At 72.7% G+C, this 15,450-nt stretch carries 13 protein-coding genes; 3 read left to right on the top strand and 10 right to left on the bottom strand.

The features are described from left to right. The coding region (locus ABZY44_RS28240) for a hypothetical protein (RefSeq protein WP_356658608.1) at nt 1-657 on the bottom strand (657 nt) is incomplete at its 3' end. A 44-nt stretch (nt 658-701) separates the two neighbouring features. Between ABZY44_RS28240 and ABZY44_RS28235 the strand changes: the two genes are divergently transcribed. Together ABZY44_RS28235 and ABZY44_RS28230 are read left to right on the top strand one after the other, a co-directional pair. Continuing rightward, nucleotides 702-2,774, top strand: a complete 2,073-nt coding sequence (locus ABZY44_RS28235) for an O-antigen ligase family protein (RefSeq protein WP_356658606.1) — start codon at nt 702-704, stop codon at nt 2,772-2,774. Nucleotides 2,775-2,782: 8 nt separating this feature from the next. Next, the gene (locus ABZY44_RS28230; protein WP_356658604.1) at nt 2,783-3,703 is read left to right on the top strand and encodes a glycosyltransferase family 2 protein; all 921 of its coding nucleotides are present in this window, start codon (nt 2,783-2,785) and stop codon (nt 3,701-3,703) included. Nucleotides 3,704-3,799: 96 nt separating this feature from the next. Here the strand turns inward: ABZY44_RS28230 and ABZY44_RS28225 are convergent, their stop codons facing one another. From ABZY44_RS28225 to ABZY44_RS28185, 9 genes are all read right to left on the bottom strand, one after another. Next, nucleotides 3,800-4,609 (bottom strand): glycosyltransferase family A protein, encoded by an 810-nt coding sequence (locus ABZY44_RS28225; protein ID WP_356658602.1) that lies wholly within the window; start codon nt 4,607-4,609, stop codon nt 3,800-3,802. Between the two features lie 98 nt (nt 4,610-4,707). Next, the gene (locus tag ABZY44_RS28220; RefSeq protein WP_356658600.1) at nt 4,708-5,814 is read right to left on the bottom strand and encodes a hypothetical protein; all 1,107 of its coding nucleotides are present in this window, start codon (nt 5,812-5,814) and stop codon (nt 4,708-4,710) included. 5 nt (nt 5,815-5,819) lie between these two features. After that, nucleotides 5,820-7,337 carry an oligosaccharide flippase family protein gene (locus ABZY44_RS28215; RefSeq protein WP_356658598.1) on the bottom strand — a complete coding sequence of 506 codons (1,518 nt, stop codon included), beginning with the start codon at nt 7,335-7,337 and terminating at the stop codon, nt 5,820-5,822. Then, nucleotides 7,334-8,116, bottom strand: coding sequence for a chain length determinant protein (locus ABZY44_RS28210; protein ID WP_356658596.1), 783 nt, complete (start codon nt 8,114-8,116; stop codon nt 7,334-7,336). The genes ABZY44_RS28215 and ABZY44_RS28210 overlap by 4 nt, the downstream gene beginning before the upstream one ends. Nucleotides 8,117-8,242: 126 nt before the next feature. Next, a complete protein-coding gene (wecB, locus tag ABZY44_RS28205) occupies nt 8,243-9,352 on the bottom strand; it encodes a UDP-N-acetylglucosamine 2-epimerase (non-hydrolyzing) (protein WP_356658594.1) in 1,110 nt (369 codons plus the stop codon). Between the two features lie 3 nt (nt 9,353-9,355). Next, a complete protein-coding gene (locus ABZY44_RS28200) occupies nt 9,356-10,612 on the bottom strand; it encodes a nucleotide sugar dehydrogenase (RefSeq protein WP_356658592.1) in 1,257 nt (418 codons plus the stop codon). Beyond that, nucleotides 10,612-11,382, bottom strand: coding sequence for a WecB/TagA/CpsF family glycosyltransferase (locus ABZY44_RS28195; protein ID WP_356658590.1), 771 nt, complete (start codon nt 11,380-11,382; stop codon nt 10,612-10,614). The genes ABZY44_RS28200 and ABZY44_RS28195 overlap by 1 nt, the downstream gene beginning before the upstream one ends. Further along, nucleotides 11,379-12,548, bottom strand: a complete 1,170-nt coding sequence (locus ABZY44_RS28190) for a hypothetical protein (RefSeq protein ID WP_356658588.1) — start codon at nt 12,546-12,548, stop codon at nt 11,379-11,381. The genes ABZY44_RS28195 and ABZY44_RS28190 overlap by 4 nt, the downstream gene beginning before the upstream one ends. 430 nt (nt 12,549-12,978) lie before the next feature. Next, entirely contained in the window at nt 12,979-13,578 is a 600-nt protein-coding gene (locus ABZY44_RS28185; protein ID WP_356658586.1) for an acyltransferase, read from the bottom strand. Nucleotides 13,579-13,895: 317 nt separating this feature from the next. Here ABZY44_RS28185 and ABZY44_RS28180 point away from each other — a divergent pair, with 317 nt between their 5' ends. After that, nucleotides 13,896-15,401 (top strand): cellulose binding domain-containing protein, encoded by a 1,506-nt coding sequence (locus ABZY44_RS28180; protein ID WP_356658584.1) that lies wholly within the window; start codon nt 13,896-13,898, stop codon nt 15,399-15,401. Nucleotides 15,402-15,450 lie beyond the last annotated feature (49 nt).

Below are 15,450 nucleotides of genomic sequence, written 5' to 3'. Positions count from 1 at the left end.
CTCGGCCGGGTCTTCGCGCACCGCGCCGGCGCTCCCGCGCCGGCGCCGGTCCCGGCGCGCCAGGAACTGGTCCGACCACAGCGCGCAGGCCACCCCGCAGACCCCGGCCAGCAGTGCCGTACCGGCCAGGCCGCGGCTCTTGGCGGGGATCTGAGGGGTGGCCGCCGGAGGGACCAGCAGGGTCACGCTCATCCGGGCCGCGGCCGGTATCCGCTGCTCGGCCTGCAGGTCCGAGAGGTGCTTGCGGTAGGCCTCGACGATGCTCAGCACGGACCGGTCGGCCGCGGCGGGATCCGTGTGCTCGGCCTGGACCTGGAGGGAGGGGATCAGATAGCGGGGAGTGACGCTCGTGCCGCTGTTGCGCGGGGTCAGGCGATAGGTGCCCGACACCCCGGCGGTGCGCAACTCGTCCTGGCCGGCCGGGGACTCGAGCTGCTGGACGGCCGCGTAGGAGACGGCGGCGAGCGGCGGCTGCAGATTGGCGAGCTGGTTCGGCTGGTTGCCCGTCACCGGAGGCTTGAGGACCACGATCGCCGAGCTCACGTAGGTCTGCTCGGGGCGCAGCACCTGCAGGGCGCCGGCGGCCGCGAGCCCCGCCGCCAGGACCAGGACGTACCAGCGGCGGCGCAGCGCGCGGAACAACTCACCAGGCGACACAGGATTCCTTCCGTAGCCATCGATCCTCCCAGGACGCCGGTCGGATGGCCATCGGTTCCGGCAGCTCGCGGGAGACGCCCGTGAACCTCGGTGAGATAGGCGCGGTGCTGAGGCGCCGCTGGTACGTGATGGCACCCTTGACGATGCTCGGTCTCCTCGCGGGGCTGCACCTGTACGAGTCGGTGCCCGTGGCCTACCAGTCGCAGAGCTCGGTGGCCCTGCTCGACTCCACGGCGGTGGCCGAACTGGCCCCCGCCTTCGGCAACCCCATCGCGAACGCGGGGGGTTCGCTGGTCGTGACCGCCGACGTGCTGATCAGGACCATGTCGGGGGCCGACGCGGCCCGGGACCTGCACGTGCTCGGGGTGACGGACCCCTACACGGTCGGCTTCGCCGCGAACACCTCGGGCCCGATGCTCACGCTGACCGTCACGGGCACCGACCGGGAGAAGGTGCTGAAGGAGACCAGCACGCTCACCGCCTTCGCCGGAGAGCAGCTCAACGCGCTCCAGGCGGCGGCCAAGGTCCAGCCCGCCTACTTCGTCCAGACGGCCCCCGTCGTCCTGCCGCAGACCCCGAAACCACAGCTCAAGACCCGCTACCAGCAGGTACTGGCCGTGGTCATCGCCGCCGTGGTCGCGGGCTTCACCGCCTCCTTCGTGGCGGAGAGCCTGCTGGCGGCCCGCCGCCGCAGGCGGGAGGCCGCCGCCGGGGGAACCGGGGCGCAGCCCCGCGTGCGCAGACGGACGCGGGCCCGGGAGCTGGATGCCACGGCCCTGCTCACCGGCTACCTGGGGCTGGCCTTCTTCATCCCCTCGAACCTGACCCTGCCGGGTCTGGGCGGGGTGGGCACCCCCGCCAACGTGTTCGCGCTCCTGGCCCTGTTCTGGTACCTGGCGACCTGGCTGAGCGGCCGGATCCGGGCGGCCCCGCGCACCCGGCTGCCCCGGCTCGTGATGTGGCTGCTGGCCGTCTCCGTGCTGGCGTCCTACCTCGCTAACGCCTCCCGGGGCAGCACCCACAAGGAGGTGCTGGGCGCCGACCGGGGCCTGATCGGGCTGCTCGTCTGGGTGTCGCTGGTCGTGCTGGTCTCGGCCGGCATCCAGGATCGCGCCCGCCTCGACGTACTGCTGCGGCGGACGGTGGTGATGGGAGCCGTGGTGGCCGCCATCGGCTACTACGACTTCTTCACGGCGACGAACATCGCCGAGAAGATCAGCATCCCGGGGCTCCAGTCGAGCGTCGCGCAGATCACCACCCTGGACCGCGGGGCGTTCACCAGGCCGCGCTCCACGACCGCGCAGCCGCTGGAGTTCGGCGGCATGCTCGCCCTGCTGCTGCCCTTCGCCGTGCAGCAGGCCTTCGACCCCGTACGCGCGCACCTGAGCCGGTGGCGCCGCTGGGCGCCGGTGGCCCTGATGGGCGGCGCCCTGCCGCTGACGGTGTCGCGGACCTCCATCATCGGGGCGCTCATCGTGGTCCTCGTGATGGTGCCGCGCTGGAAGCCGCAGCGCCGCTGGACCACCTTCGGCCTGCTGATGGGCTCGGTGGCCGTCTTCAAGGTCCTCGTACCCGGGCTGATCGGCACCATCACGACCCTCTTCGGGTCCTTCCTGTCCAACTCCGACAGCAGCACCCAGGCCCGTACCGTCAAGTACAGCGCGATCGTCCCCTACGTGGAGGAGCGCCCGCTGTTCGGGCGGGGCCTGGGGACCTTCACCCCGGACCTCTACTTCTTCACCGACAACCAGTACATGCTGACCCTGGCCGAGATGGGCCTGCTGGGCCTGGCCGCACTCTTCGCGCTGTTCCTGACGGGGATCCACCAGGGCGGAGCCATCCGCCGCCTCGCCGCGGACGAGTCCGACCGGGAGCTCGGGCAGGCGTTCTTCGCGTCCGCCCTCGTCGCCCTGGTCAGCGCCGCCACCTTCGACGCCCTCAGCTTCCCGATGTTCGCCGGGATGTTCTTCCTGACGATCGCCGCGGGAGGCAGTTACCTCGGCTTCATCCGGCGCGCCACGCCGAAGCCCCGAACCGTGGAGTCACCTTGCCCTTCGACGGATCCGTCCCCCCTCACCCCGCCTCGCCGGACCGACCGGCCCCAGTTCGTCCCGTAGCCGGTCCGGTGGCCGTGGTCGTCGTCACCTGGAACAGCGCCCGCGTGATCCCCGAGTTCCTCGCCGCCCTGCCCGAGGGCATGGCCGGGCTCGACTGGCGTCTCGTCGTCGCCGACAACGACTCCGCCGACGACACCGTGGACCTGATCCGGTCGCTCGCCCCGGACACGACCGTCGTCCAGACCGGCCGCAACGCCGGGTACGCGGCCGGGGTCAACGCCGCCCTGGAGGCGGCCGCCGGGTGGGAGGGGGGCTACCGCGCCGCCCTGGTGTGCAATCCGGACATCCGGATGCGGCGGGGCTGCGCCGAACTCCTCGTGGACGCCCTCGGCTCGCCCCTGGAGGGGGGCGGAGGCCGGGTCGGCATCAGCGTCCCGCTGCTGTACGAGGAGGACGGGGCACTGCAGTACTCGCTGCGCCGCGAGTCGCGCGTGACGCGGGCGCTGGGCGAAGCGGTGATCGGCAACCGGCGGGCGGGCCGCTTCCCGCAGTGGAGCGAGCTCGTCACCGACCCGTCCGCCTACGGGCGGGCGACGGTCGCGGACTGGGCGACGGGCGCCCTGATGGCCCTGTCCCGGGAGTGCCTGGATGCCTGCGGGACCTGGGACGAATCGTTCTTCCTGTACTCGGAGGAGACCGAGTACTGCCTGCGGGCCGGTGACCGGGGCTTCGCCACCCGCCTCGAACCCGCGGCGTCGGCCGTCCACCTCGGCGGGGAATCGCAGGTGTCCCCGCGCCTGTGGACGCTGCTCACCCTCAACCGCGTACGGCTCTACGCGCGCCGCAACGGGGCGGCCTCGACCGCCGCCTTCCGCGCGGCCGTCCTGCTGCGGGAGACCCTGCGGGCCGCGCTCGGCCGGCCCGCCAGCCGGGCGGCGGCCCTGGCCCTGGCCAGCCCGTCCGCGCTGCGCGCCACGCCGGGGCCCTGAACGCGGGCACCGCTCCGGACGTGCGGGCGGGCCGCTCGTGAACGGCCCGCCCGTGACCGGTCCGCCCGAACGCCGGCCGCTCGTGAACGGCCCCGGTCATCCGGAGGGCGTCCGCCCGTCCCAGGCGGTGTAGAAGCTCTCCGGATTGACGAGGTAGCGGACGGTCGGGCGGGGCAGGTGGCGGACCTCGTGCCGGCGGCTGTAGCGGTGTACGAGCTCCCAGTCCTCGCGGGGCAGCACCTCGGGGGTCCGCCGCAGCCGGCTGAAGTACAGGGACCGGGTGCGGCGCGCGACGAAGGCGTTGGTGTCGAGGAAGGCCTCGCGGGCGGCGCGGCGGCGGTCGAAGGGCACCGACAGCACGTCCCGCTCGGTGCCGTCGGGGAGCATCCTGCGCAGCGCGGTGTACACGGCGTCCGGTCCGCCCGGGGCTTCCAATACCGCCAGGGCCTGCTCCAGGTGGTCCGGCTCCCACAGGTTGTCGTCGTCCAGGAAGGCCACGTAACGCGAGCGGGTCAGTCGTATCCCGACGTTGCGCACGACTCCGGCGGTGGCCGTGTTCCGGCCCAGGGACACCGCGAACAGGCGCGGGTCCGACGGCAGTTCGGGCAGTCCGGCGCCGTCGTCCACGACGATCACCACCTGATCCGTCACGGTCTGCGACAAGGCCGAGCGGACCGCCGCGCGCAGGGCCTCGGGGCGCCTGTGGGTGGCGATCACGGTGGCCACCAGGGCGGCCGGCGGCCGGTCGGGCAGGGCGCCGAGCCGGGTGGTCTCGGCGCGCTCGAAGCGGCGCAGCCGCACGGCGGAGGGGGCGAGCAGCACCTTGTTCCTGGCCTCGAAGAGCACCAGCCAGCCGAAGGACCGCTTGAGCAGCTCCCAGGGGGCGCGGGCGATGCGGCGCATCATGTCCTCTCGGTCCTCGGACGGTCCTCGGACGGTTCTTCCGGGCAGGTCCCGGGCAGGTCCCCGGGGCGGGTCTTCGGCGCGTCCCGGGTGTTCGGCGTTCAGGGAGAGGGCTCGGGCACCACGGGCCGGCCGTCGCTCATGCGGTTGCCCCGCCACACGTTCCCGGCGCCGCCCGCGTTCCAGGCGGCGACCGGACCGTAGACCCCGCTGCCCGGGTGGTACTGGGTGGAGAACACGTTGTCCGTGACCTCGATGCCCGTGGCGCCGGGGCCGCCGCCGTAGAAGGCGTACGCCCCGCCGGCCAGCCAGTTGGAGTCGACGGTCACGGAGGAGACCACGCCCGTGTCGGCGAAGAGCCCGAGGGCCGCGGAGGCGCCCCGGTCCACGGGCACGGCGTTCAGCAGCGTGTTGTGGCGGACGGTCAGCCGGCCCTTGTTGCCGCCCCCGCTGATGACGGCGTCGGTGTGCTGCCACTCGCCGCCCTGGTTGCGGAACGCGGCGATGTCGTGCACGTAGTTGTCGTGCAGGTTGCCCTGGCCCATGGACAGGGCGTTGCCGAACACCGAGACGTCGCACCAGCCGACCTCGACCGAGCTCTCGCCCATGTTGGAGACCGCGTAGTCGACGCCGCCGTTGTCGGGGCCCTTGCCCGGCACGGCGGTGATGGTGGTGTGCAGCACCCGCAGGCCCTTGAAGCCGGGGCGCAGGTTGATCCCCCACCAGTTGGCCGAGGTGACCTTGCTGTCGATGACGGTGACGTCGTTGGCGTAGACGTCGAGGGAACCGTGGATGTCCCAGCCCTTGATGACCATGCCGTCGGTCTTGACGGACATGTTCCCGGTGTCGTGGCGCTGCAGCGCGATCCGGGGACCGGTGCTCCGCCCGTCGGGGAACCCGCAGGCGCCCGGCGAGGAACAGCCGGGACCCGCGGTGGGCGGTCCGCCGCTCGCCGGCGGGGGCGTGGCGGAGGGGGAGGGCGAGCCGGGGGAGGGACCCGGGGTGTCCGAGGGCGTCGGCTCCGCGGAGGGCGCGGGCTTCGGGTCCGGCGAGGGGCCGCCGGCGGGGCACTCGAGGGCCTCCTCCGGGCAGGACGCGGCCGGAGGCCCGCTCACCCCGGTCCGCTCGGCCTGGTACAGGACCAGGGCGGCCACCAGGACGAGCCCGGCCGCCAGCCAGGCCGATAGACGCTTGCGGGTAGGTGTCACAGCGGTCAACTCCCGGCGGGCGAGGTCGCGGTGGTCGCGGCGGCGGGGCCGGCGGCCGGCGCGGAGCCGCGCAGGAAACCCCGGCTGGGCAGCACGCACAGGACGTAGCACAGGGTCCCGGCGGCCCCGGTGGCGAGCAGGGCGAGGACGCCGTCGCCGAGGAGCCGCTCCACACCGAGGACCACGGCGGCCATCACGACGCCGCCGAGGAAGGGCCAGGCGCAGGCCCGCGCCACGGTGCCCAGGCCGATCCCGCCGTGGTGCAGCGCGACGAGGAACACCGGCACCACGACGGCCCCGGCGACCAGGACGTGCCCCTGGGCCACCCCGACGATCCCGCCCGCGCCGGAGCCGATCACGAGGGCCGGGACCAGGAGGACCAGCCACAGTGCCTGGACCCCGATGAGGGAGCGGCGGCGGCCGATGGCCACCAGGCAGTCGTACGCGAGCTCGCAGCCGATCCGGACCAGCCCGAGGCCCATCAGCCAGGGCAGCGCGGCGGCCGCGGGCAGCCAGCGCGCCCCGTAGACGAGCTCGACGACCGGTGCGGAGAGGGCGGCCAGCAGGACGCAGAGCGGGACGGTGCCCGTCATCACCACGCCCAGGGCGCGGCCGAACCCCCCGGCGAGCGCCCCGGGCGAGTCGGCCAGCCGGGAGAACCCGGCGAAGGAGACGCGGCGGGCCGCCTCGGAGATGATGCGCACGGGCCAGCCGGAGATGTTGAAGGCGAGCACGTAGAAGCCGAGGGCCAGCTGGTCCAGGGTGGAACCCACCACCATGGTGTCCACGTTGACCACCCCGAGGGCGAGCGTGCTGGCCCCGGCGAGGGGGAGCCCGAAGCGGAGCAGGGCGCGGGCCTGGTCCCGGTCCCAGCCGAACTTCAAGGTGCCCGGCGCGGCGAGGCAGCAGCCGGCGAGGGCGGCCACGTTGCCCGCCACCGATCCCCAGGCGAAGCTCATGGCCCCCCAGCCCTGGACGGCCAGCAGCAGGGTCACCCCGGTGCTGAGGACGAAGTTGAGCGCGTCGACGGCCATGCGCCGGCCCTGGGCGAACTCCCGGGTGAGGAAGCCGGCGGGCACCTGCGACAGTCCGTCGAGGACCACGCACACGCACATCACCCGCAGGACGCCGGAGGCTTCGGGGGAGCCGAGCACCCGGGCCACCGCGGGGGCCGCCGCGAACAGGACGGCGTACAGCAGGCAGCTGGAGGCGGCGCTCAGGGTGAGGACCGTCGGGGCGAAGCGGCGGGGGTCGCCCTCCCAGCGCACGATCGCCAGGGAGACGCCGAGCTCGTTCGCGGAGAGCAGGACCAGCAGGACCGTCTGGGCGATCCCGTAGACGCCCCACGCCTCGGGTCCGAGGAAGAAGCGCGCGAGGACGATCCCAGTGAGGAAGTTGCCGAGGCGCATGACCACGGTGTTGACCAGGCTCCACCGGGCGGCGGAGCCGACCTTGCGGCCCAGGGAAGGCGCCCCGGCCGGGGCCGGGGGCGGGGCGCCGGTGTCCGTCGCGGGGCCGGTCACGGAGACGTGCTGGAGCGGTAGGCGGCCGACGGAGGCAGGACGGTGAGCGCCATGGTGGCCGACGGATCGGCCGAGGCGGAGGATTCTGCGGGTTCGGAGGGTCCGGTGGCGTCGGAGGAGCCCGCGGGGCCGGGCCGGGCGGTGTCGGAGGCTCCGGGCAGGCGCCTGCTCCGCTGGTCGGACTTGCGGCGGCGGGCCTCCACGAAGAAGGTGGCCACCAGACTCAGTACGAAGCCGAGTGCCCCCGCCATCACGAGGTACTGCAGCCGGGTCTTGGTCTGGGCTTCCGGGGTCTGCGGCGGCACGATCGTCGCCATCCGGATCATCGCCTCCGGCTGCACGGACTGCTGGGCCTGGAACTCCTGCAGCCGCTTCTCGGCATAGGCGGTGAAGATCTGGTCCGACGTGAGGACGGCGGCCGGGTCCGTACCCGTGACGCTCAGCCACATGAACGGGCCCTGGGCGTTGTCGGCGATCTTCGCTTCGTACTCACCCGTCAGGCCCTGGGACTTGAGATCGGCCCTGGAGTCGTCGGAGTTGAGGTTGCGGGCCAGGCCGTCGGCCATTCCGGTCAACGAGGCCTGGGTGCTCAGGAAGGGGTTGCCGTCGAAGGCCACCGTGGCCTTCTTCGAGTTCAGGAGCGTCACCGTGCTCTGCGACCGGTACTCCACCGGGACCAGCAGGTACACGCCGGCGATGAGCGCGGCCGTGAGCAGCAGTCCCGGCAGCAGTACGTACCAGCGCCTGCACATGACCCGCCAGATCTCCGCGAGATCCATGGTGTTTCCCCCTCGCGGCGGCGTCGTGTCCTCCACGCGCCGCCGCCCTGTCATTGCGGTGATTACCGTTGTTGCGTTGTTGCGTTGTCGGCGTGGTGCGCCGTCGCCGTGCCGGGCGACCTCTCGCTACGGCGCGAGGTCGGTGGGCCGCGCCCGGGTCGCCGCGGCCGGGCCGTCCAGCAGGACCCGGGCGATGCGCTCGCTCGCGCGGCCGTCCCAGAGTGCGGGGCAGCGTGGCGCGGGCGGATCGTCGAGCACCCGGTGCACGGTGGCCGCGATGCGGTCCGGGTCGGTGCCCGCCAGGACGTTCGTGCCCTCCGAGACGGTGACCGGCCGCTCGGTGTTCTCCCGCAGGGTCACGCAGGGCACGCCGAGGGCGGTGGTCTCCTCCTGGATGCCCCCGGAGTCGGTGAGGACCACCCGGGCGGAGTCCTGCAGGGCGATGAAGTCGAGGTACCCGGCGGCCGGCACCAGCCGGATCCCGCCGGGGACACCGACGTCGGCCAGCCGCTGCGCGGCCCGCGGGTGCACGGGCAGCAGCAGCGGGCAGCGCCCGGAGATCTCGCCCAGGGCCTTCAGGAGGCCGCGCAGGGCGTCGGGATCGTCCACGTTGGCCGGACGGTGCAGGGTGACCAGCCCGTACCCGCCCCGAGTGAGCCCGTACCGCTCCAGGACGTCCGATTCCCGGGCGCGCTCCAGGTTGGCGAACAGCGTGTCGATCATGACGTTGCCGACGACGTGGATCTGGTCCTCCCGGTACCCCTCCGCCCGCAGGTTCGCGGCGGCGTCGGGGGAAGGGGCCAGCAGGTAGTCGCTGACCCGGTCGGTGGCCACCCGGTTGACCTCCTCCGGCATGCTCCAGTCACGGCTGCGCAGGCCGGCCTCCACGTGGGCCAGCAGCGGGCCGGCCTTCGCGGTGACCAGGGCGCAGGCCAGCGTGGAGTTGATGTCGCCGACCACCACGACGGCGTCGGGGGCCAGTTCGTCGACCAGCGGCTCGAAGGCCTCCATCACCCGGCCGGTCTGCTGGGCGTGGCTGCCGGATCCGGCCCCCAGGTACCGGTCGGGGGGACGGATGCCCAGGTCGCGGAAGAACACGTCGTTCATGGAATCGTCGTAGTGCTGGCCGGTGTGGACGAGCACCACCTCGACGCCGCGGCGCTCCAGCGCGTCCATCACCGGTTTGATCTTCATGTAGTTGGGCCGCGCTCCGGCCACACAGATGACTCTCACCACGTCTCAGAGCACCTCCACGAGGGGGCCGGACATCCGGTTGCGGCAGTCGAGGACCAGCGAGGCGTGCTCGGCGATCATCGCGTAGTCGAAGGAGTCGTGGTCCGTGAGCAGGACGACCACGTCCGCGGCGGCCAGCTCCTTGCGGGTCGGCTCGACCCGCGAGAGACGCGGGTCCACCTTGATGCTCTCCACCACGTGGGGGTCGGCTGCCCGCACCTTCGCGCCCATGTCGAGGAGCAGCTGGGAGACGCGCACGGCGGGGGACTCCCGGGCGTCGCCCGTGTTCTTCTTGTACGCCAGCCCCAGGAGCAGGATCCGGGAGCCGTTGACCGAGCGGCGCTTGGAGTTGAGCGCGTCCATGACGCGGCGCGCCACGTACTCGGGCATGTGGCTGTTGATGTCGTTGGCCAGCTCGACGAAGCGGAAGTTCTGGCCCAGCTCGCGCTGCACCCGCCAGGACAGGTACGAGGGGTCGATCGGCAGGCAGTGCCCGCCGACCCCGGGTCCCGGGGTGAACTTCATGAAGCCGAACGGTTTGCTGGCCGCGGCCTCGATGGTCTGCCACACGTCGATGTCGAGGTGGCGGGCGAACATGGCTATCTCGTTGACCAGGGCGATGTTGACGTGCCGGAAGGTGTTCTCCAGCAGCTTCGCCAGCTCGGCCTCCTTGGGGGAGCGCACCGGCACCGTCGTGTCGACGAGGCCCGCGTAGAAGGTCTCCACGGCCTCGAGAGAAGCGGGGTTCACCCCGGAGACGACCTTGGGGGTCTGCTGGAAGCCCCAGACGGTGTTGCCGGGGTCGATGCGCTCGGGGCTGTAGCCGAGGTGGAAGTCCACGCCGGCGGTGAGGCCCGAGCCGTCCTCCAAGATCGGGCCGAACAGCTCCTCGGTGGTGCCCGGATAGGTGGTGGACTCCAGGACGACGGTGGCGCCCGGCCGCAGGAAGCGGGCCAGGGTGTGCGCCGACTCCTCGATGTAGCGCAGGTCGGGGGCGCCGTCCTGCAGAGGGGTCGGTACGGTGACGACGGCGACGTCGAACCCGCCGCAGTCACGCGCGAGTTCACTGGCCTGGTAGCTGCCCTGTTCCAGGGCCCGGCTCAGGCGTTCGGAGGAGACGTCCTCCACGTACGACTCGCCGGCGGCGAGGCTCTTGACCCGCCGCGCGTCCACGTCGTACCCGACCACTTGGTGTCCGACCTCGGCGGCCCTGATGGCCAGCGGGAGGCCTACGTAACCCTGTCCCACGACGACGACGCGCATCAGTGACTCCTGTTCGCGGAACCCGCAGACGGTGTGCGATGGATGAGTTCCCGGACGGTCATGAGGAGGAAGGCGGCATTGGTGGTGAGGTAGCGCTTGCCGAGGCGGCGCGGTTCCTGGAGGGTGCGGTAGAACCATTCGAGCCCCATCCGCTGCCAGACCAGGGGGGCGCGCTTGGTGATGCCGGCCAGGATGTCGAAGGAGCCGCCGACACCGTGCACCACGTGGGCGCCGGTCCGTTCGCCGTAGCCGGCGGTGAAGATCTCCTTCTTGGGCGAGGTCATGCCGAGGAACAGCAGCCGGGCGCCGCTGCGCGCGACGTCCTCGGCGACCGGGCCCTGATCGGCGTCCGCGAAGTAGCCGTTGCGGCTGCCGGCCACGCGCAGGGCCGGGAACTTCTCGGAGATCCGCCGGAGCATCAGCTCCAGTACGTCCTGCCGGGCGCCGAGCAGGTACACGGGGATGTCCGCGGTCTCGGCGGCGGCCAGCAGCCGCATGAACAGGTCGATGCCCGCGACGCGTTCGGGCAGCCGGACGCCGAGGACGCGGCCGGCCCACACCACGGCCTGGCCGTCGGCCAGGACCAGGTCGCAGCCCGCGACGGCCGCGGCGAGGCGGGGGTCGCGCCGCATGTTGACCAGTTTGGCGGCGTTGACCATGCCGATCTCGATCTGCTCGCCGCGCCGGACCGCGTCCAGGCAGCGCTGCACGGTCTCGTCCATGGTCAGGGCGTCGAGCGCCACCCCGAAGAGGGTCTGTCTGTGGTTCATCTCCCGAGCCCCCCGAGCCAGGCGTGGAGCAGCCAGCCGAACTCGTAGGGCCTGCACTCGCGGTCCACCGAGAGCGGCCGGAAGACCCGGTCGAGCGGGGTCAGCCGGGCCTTCGGCAGCACCCGGGTGGTGAGCCCGCGGGCGGCCCGGACGGCCTTGGCGGGATCGCCGCGGTAGACCTTGCGCCAGGTGACGCCGTACTTCTCGAGGATCACGGGCTCGCGCGGGGTGCCGTCGGGGCCGCTGATCTCGGGCACGTCCGTCATCCAGCGCAGTCCGCGGCGGATCGCGGCGCCGAAGTCGGTGCCGCCCGCGTCGGCCAGGTCGAGGAGGGCGGTCGGAGCCATGGCGTGCTGGTGCACGCTGTAGACGGGGTAGCCCTCGACGACGCCGCCCGTGCGGGCGTCGTAGTGCCACCACCACTGTCCGCCGTCCCCCTGCAGGGCGCAGATGCGGGCGGCGCAGGCGTCGGCGGCCGCGAGTGCCTCCGGGTCGGAGCCGCTCGCGTGCAGGCGCGCCAGTGCCTGGAGCGGATAGGTCTGGTCGGCGAAGCAGGCCACGTGGGAGCGGTATCCGGGGAGCAGCCCCGGCCCGGTGGCGTGCGGGAAGAGCGGGACTCCGCCGGTCCTGGACGCCAGCAGGCGCTCGCGGGCGGCCGCCAGGCGGTACTCGACGTCCACCGAGGAGCGTGCGGCGCAGAGCGCGGAGAGCACCCAGGCGGCTTCCACGGTGTACTGCGGGCGTCCGGGGACATCCAGTTCGGCCACCCTGGCGAGGGCGTCCGGGAGCTTCGGATGGCCGGTCTCGGCGGCGGCCCAGGCGATGAGCGCGGCGTCGCCGAGGTTGGTCACGGCGGGCAGCCGCTCCACCAGCAGGGCCGCGAACTGCGCGGCCGTGCGGCCGCCGAACAGGGGCCGCTGGCGCTCCTCGGGCAGGAACCGTGCGCCCAGCACGGTGATGGCACCGTAACGGGTGCTGGTTCCGCGCCCCTCCACGCGGCGGGTTCCGTCGGACGTGACCGTCCCCGCCCGGGTGAACACGAAGTCCTCCGTGCCCGGCAGATACATGTCGGGCAGCCCCGCCTCGGCCAGCGCGAGCAGCCGCTCGGCGAGCAGGTGCAGCGAGGAGTCCTCTTCGGCCAGTGCCGCTAATCGTGTGGTGGTCACCGGTACCCCACCCCGGTTCCCCGTGTGCCGCGCACACCCCGCATGTTCGAGCCGCAACGCTCCAACACACCTACCCCCTCTGCATTGTTCCTGGGACGGACCCGGCGGGTCGTCGTCCGGCGGAGGGGACTGCGCATGACGGCGCGCGTGCTGTCGGTCTGATCCCCCCGATGGCACGAGCTTTCCGAGGCCGACCCTGGATCCCCCTCCAGTGACGTCCTGGTCCGGACACCTGCGGACGACGGCGTCGGCCCGGCGCGTGGTCGCGCCCGGCCCCACCTTGCCCGCGATGCCCTCGTCGTGTACAACCCCCCACTGAACAGAGCCTGTTGCCTGTTCAGATCCCGTGTACAGGGACAAGGTATGCCCAAGGATGTTCGTTGATTGTGGTTTTGGGGAAATGCCGCTGACTCAAATTGCCGACGTCGCGTCAGGCCCGCTCGGACAGGGTTCCGTCCGTCTCCTCGTGCAGCGCGCCGGTGCGAGGGCACTCCCATACCCCCGGCTCTCCCTCGCGTTCCACGAGTCGCACCCCGGCTCGTCCGACCCAGCCGATGCGGCGGGCCGGCACCCCCGCGACCAGGGCGAAATCAGGCACGTCGCGGGAGACGACCGCGCCCGCCGCCACCAGCGCCCACCGTCCGACGCGCACCCCCGCCACGCACACGGAACGGGCCCCCAGCGAGGCACCCTCGGCGACCACCACCCCGGCGGCCTCCCAGTCGCCGCCGCGCTTCTGCCGGCCGTCCGGGTCCACCGCGCGCGGGTAGAAGTCGTTGGTGAGCACGACGGCCGGGCCGATGAACACCCCGTCGCCGAGTTCGGCGGGCTCGTACACCAGCGCGTAGTTCTGCAGCTTCACGTTGTTCCCGATCCGCACGCCGGGGCCGACGTACGCGCCGCGCCCGACGATGCAGTCCCGGCCGAGCCGGGCCTTCTCGCGCACCTGCGCGAGATCCCAGATCGTGGTCCCGTCACCGAGTTCGGCCGTCTCGTCGACCTGGGAGGAGGGTTGAATTCGGACACTCACGGGGCGGTCCCCTTACGGCTCGCGCGGCGTTCGGACGTACGGCGCACTGCGTACGGCGGTAGCGGCATACGTCAGCACGTGCGTACGGAAGGGAGCATATGTGCCGTCGGGCCGCCGCGCCGGGGAGATCAACCGACTGTTCACGCAGCGGACTTGGCGGCCCGGGCGAGCGGTCCGCCTTAACGGCTCCCGATCGCTTCCTTAAGCGGAACCTAAGGCTCAGCCCCGACGCCCCTCATCGATCAAATGTCCGTTCGGGGGCGGCTAGCGTGCTGCCACACCCCCCACACCCCCCCCGTAACAGAGGCAGGCACGCGATGGGCAGTACGAGCGGTCACCGGCGCACGGCGAACAAGAAGGCGAAGGCCGCGGGAGCCCTCGCGGTGGCGGTGGTGATCGGCGGCGCCGTCATCGCGTTCACCGGTACCGCCCAGGCCGCCGCCGTGGGCGCGGTGTACACCAAGTCCAGCTCCTGGAGCGGCGGTTACACCGGCCAGTACGTGATCACCAACAACAAGGGACAGGCGCAGCAGGGGTGGACCCTGGAGTTCGACCTGCCCGACGGCACGAAGATCGATTCCCTGTGGAACGGCACCCACACCGTCGACGGGCGGCACGTCACCGTGAAGCCCGCGGACTGGAACAAGGAACTGGCGGCCGGAGCCTCCGCCACGATCGGCTTCGTGACGAGCGGGACCGGCAGCCCCGGCAACCCGACCTCCTGCCGGATCAACGGGGCGAAGTGCTCCGTGGACCAGGGCACGACGCCCCTGCCGGGAGGCCGCCCCACCACAACCCCGACAGCCACCCCCACCGCCGCCCCGACCACGAGCACCCCCGCCACCTCCACGCCCTCCGGGCCGGCTCCCACCCGGACCCCGGCGCCGCCCATCACCCCCACGCCCCCGCCGACCGGCGGAGCCCCGGGCGCGGGAGCGCGCTTCGCCCCGTACGTGGACACCTCCCTCTACCCGTCCTACGACCTGGTCGACACCGCCGCCCGGACCGGCGTGAAGGAGTTCCACCTCGCCTTCATCACCTCCGGCGGAAGCTGCGCCCCGCTGTGGGGAGGCGTCACCGACCTGGCGAGCGACAAGGTCGCCGCGCAGATCGGAGCCCTGCGGGCCAAAGGCGGGGACGTACGGGTCTCCTTCGGCGGCGCCGCCGGGCACGAGCTCGCACTGAACTGCGGATCCGCGAACGAGCTGGCGGCCGCGTACGGCAAGGTCATCGACCAGTACCGGCTGACGAAGGTCGACTTCGACATCGAGGGCGCGGCCCTGCCCGACACCGCGGCGAACACCCGCCGCGCGCAGGCCATAGCCCTGCTGCAGAAGTCCCACCCCGGCCTGGACGTGGCCTTCACCCTGCCCGTGATGCCGGAGGGCCTCACCCAGCCCGGCGTGGCCCTGCTGGCCGACGCGAAGCGGGCCGGGGTGCGCATCGACGGGGTCAACGTCATGGCCATGGACTACGGGCCCGCCTACGGCGGCGACATGGGCCAGTACGCGATCCAGGCCGCGACGGCCACCCAGGCGCAGCTCAAGGGCGTCCTCGGCATCTCCGAGGCGGCCGCCTGGAAGGCCGTCGCCGTCACTCCGATGATCGGCGTCAACGACGTCGCGACCGAGGTGTTCACCGTCGCCGACGCGACCGAACTCGTGGAGTTCGCGCGGGCGAAGGGGATCGGCCGGCTGGCCATGTGGTCCGCCACCCGCGACAAGCAGTGCCCGGCCGGAGCCGTCGGCCACGCCGACGCGAGCTGCAGCTCCATCCTCCAGCAGCCGCTCGCCTTCACCCAGGCCTTCGGCGCGCTGGGCTAGCCCGCGGAGGGGCGGACGGGCGGACGGACGGGCGGGGCGGGCACGCGAG

The sequence above is a fragment of the Streptomyces sp. NPDC006544 genome, from assembly GCF_040611715.1.
GTDB lineage: Bacteria > Actinomycetota > Actinomycetes > Streptomycetales > Streptomycetaceae > Streptomyces.
This window is presented reverse-complemented; position numbering and strand designations above follow the sequence as displayed.

Excerpts from the sequence above, each read along its gene's own strand:
- ABZY44_RS28225 (WP_356658602.1), bottom strand. The coding sequence starts at position 4,609 with ATGATGCGCCGCATCGCCCGCGCCCCCTGGGAGCTGCTCAAGCGGTCC.
- ABZY44_RS28200 (WP_356658592.1), bottom strand. The coding sequence starts at position 10,612 with ATGCGCGTCGTCGTCGTGGGACAGGGTTACGTAGGCCTCCCGCTGGCC.
- ABZY44_RS28180 (WP_356658584.1), top strand. The coding sequence starts at position 13,896 with ATGGGCAGTACGAGCGGTCACCGGCGCACGGCGAACAAGAAGGCGAAG.
- ABZY44_RS28235 (WP_356658606.1), top strand. The coding sequence starts at position 702 with ATGGCCATCGGTTCCGGCAGCTCGCGGGAGACGCCCGTGAACCTCGGT.
- ABZY44_RS28210 (WP_356658596.1), bottom strand. The coding sequence starts at position 8,116 with ATGGATCTCGCGGAGATCTGGCGGGTCATGTGCAGGCGCTGGTACGTA.
- ABZY44_RS28195 (WP_356658590.1), bottom strand. The coding sequence starts at position 11,382 with ATGAACCACAGACAGACCCTCTTCGGGGTGGCGCTCGACGCCCTGACC.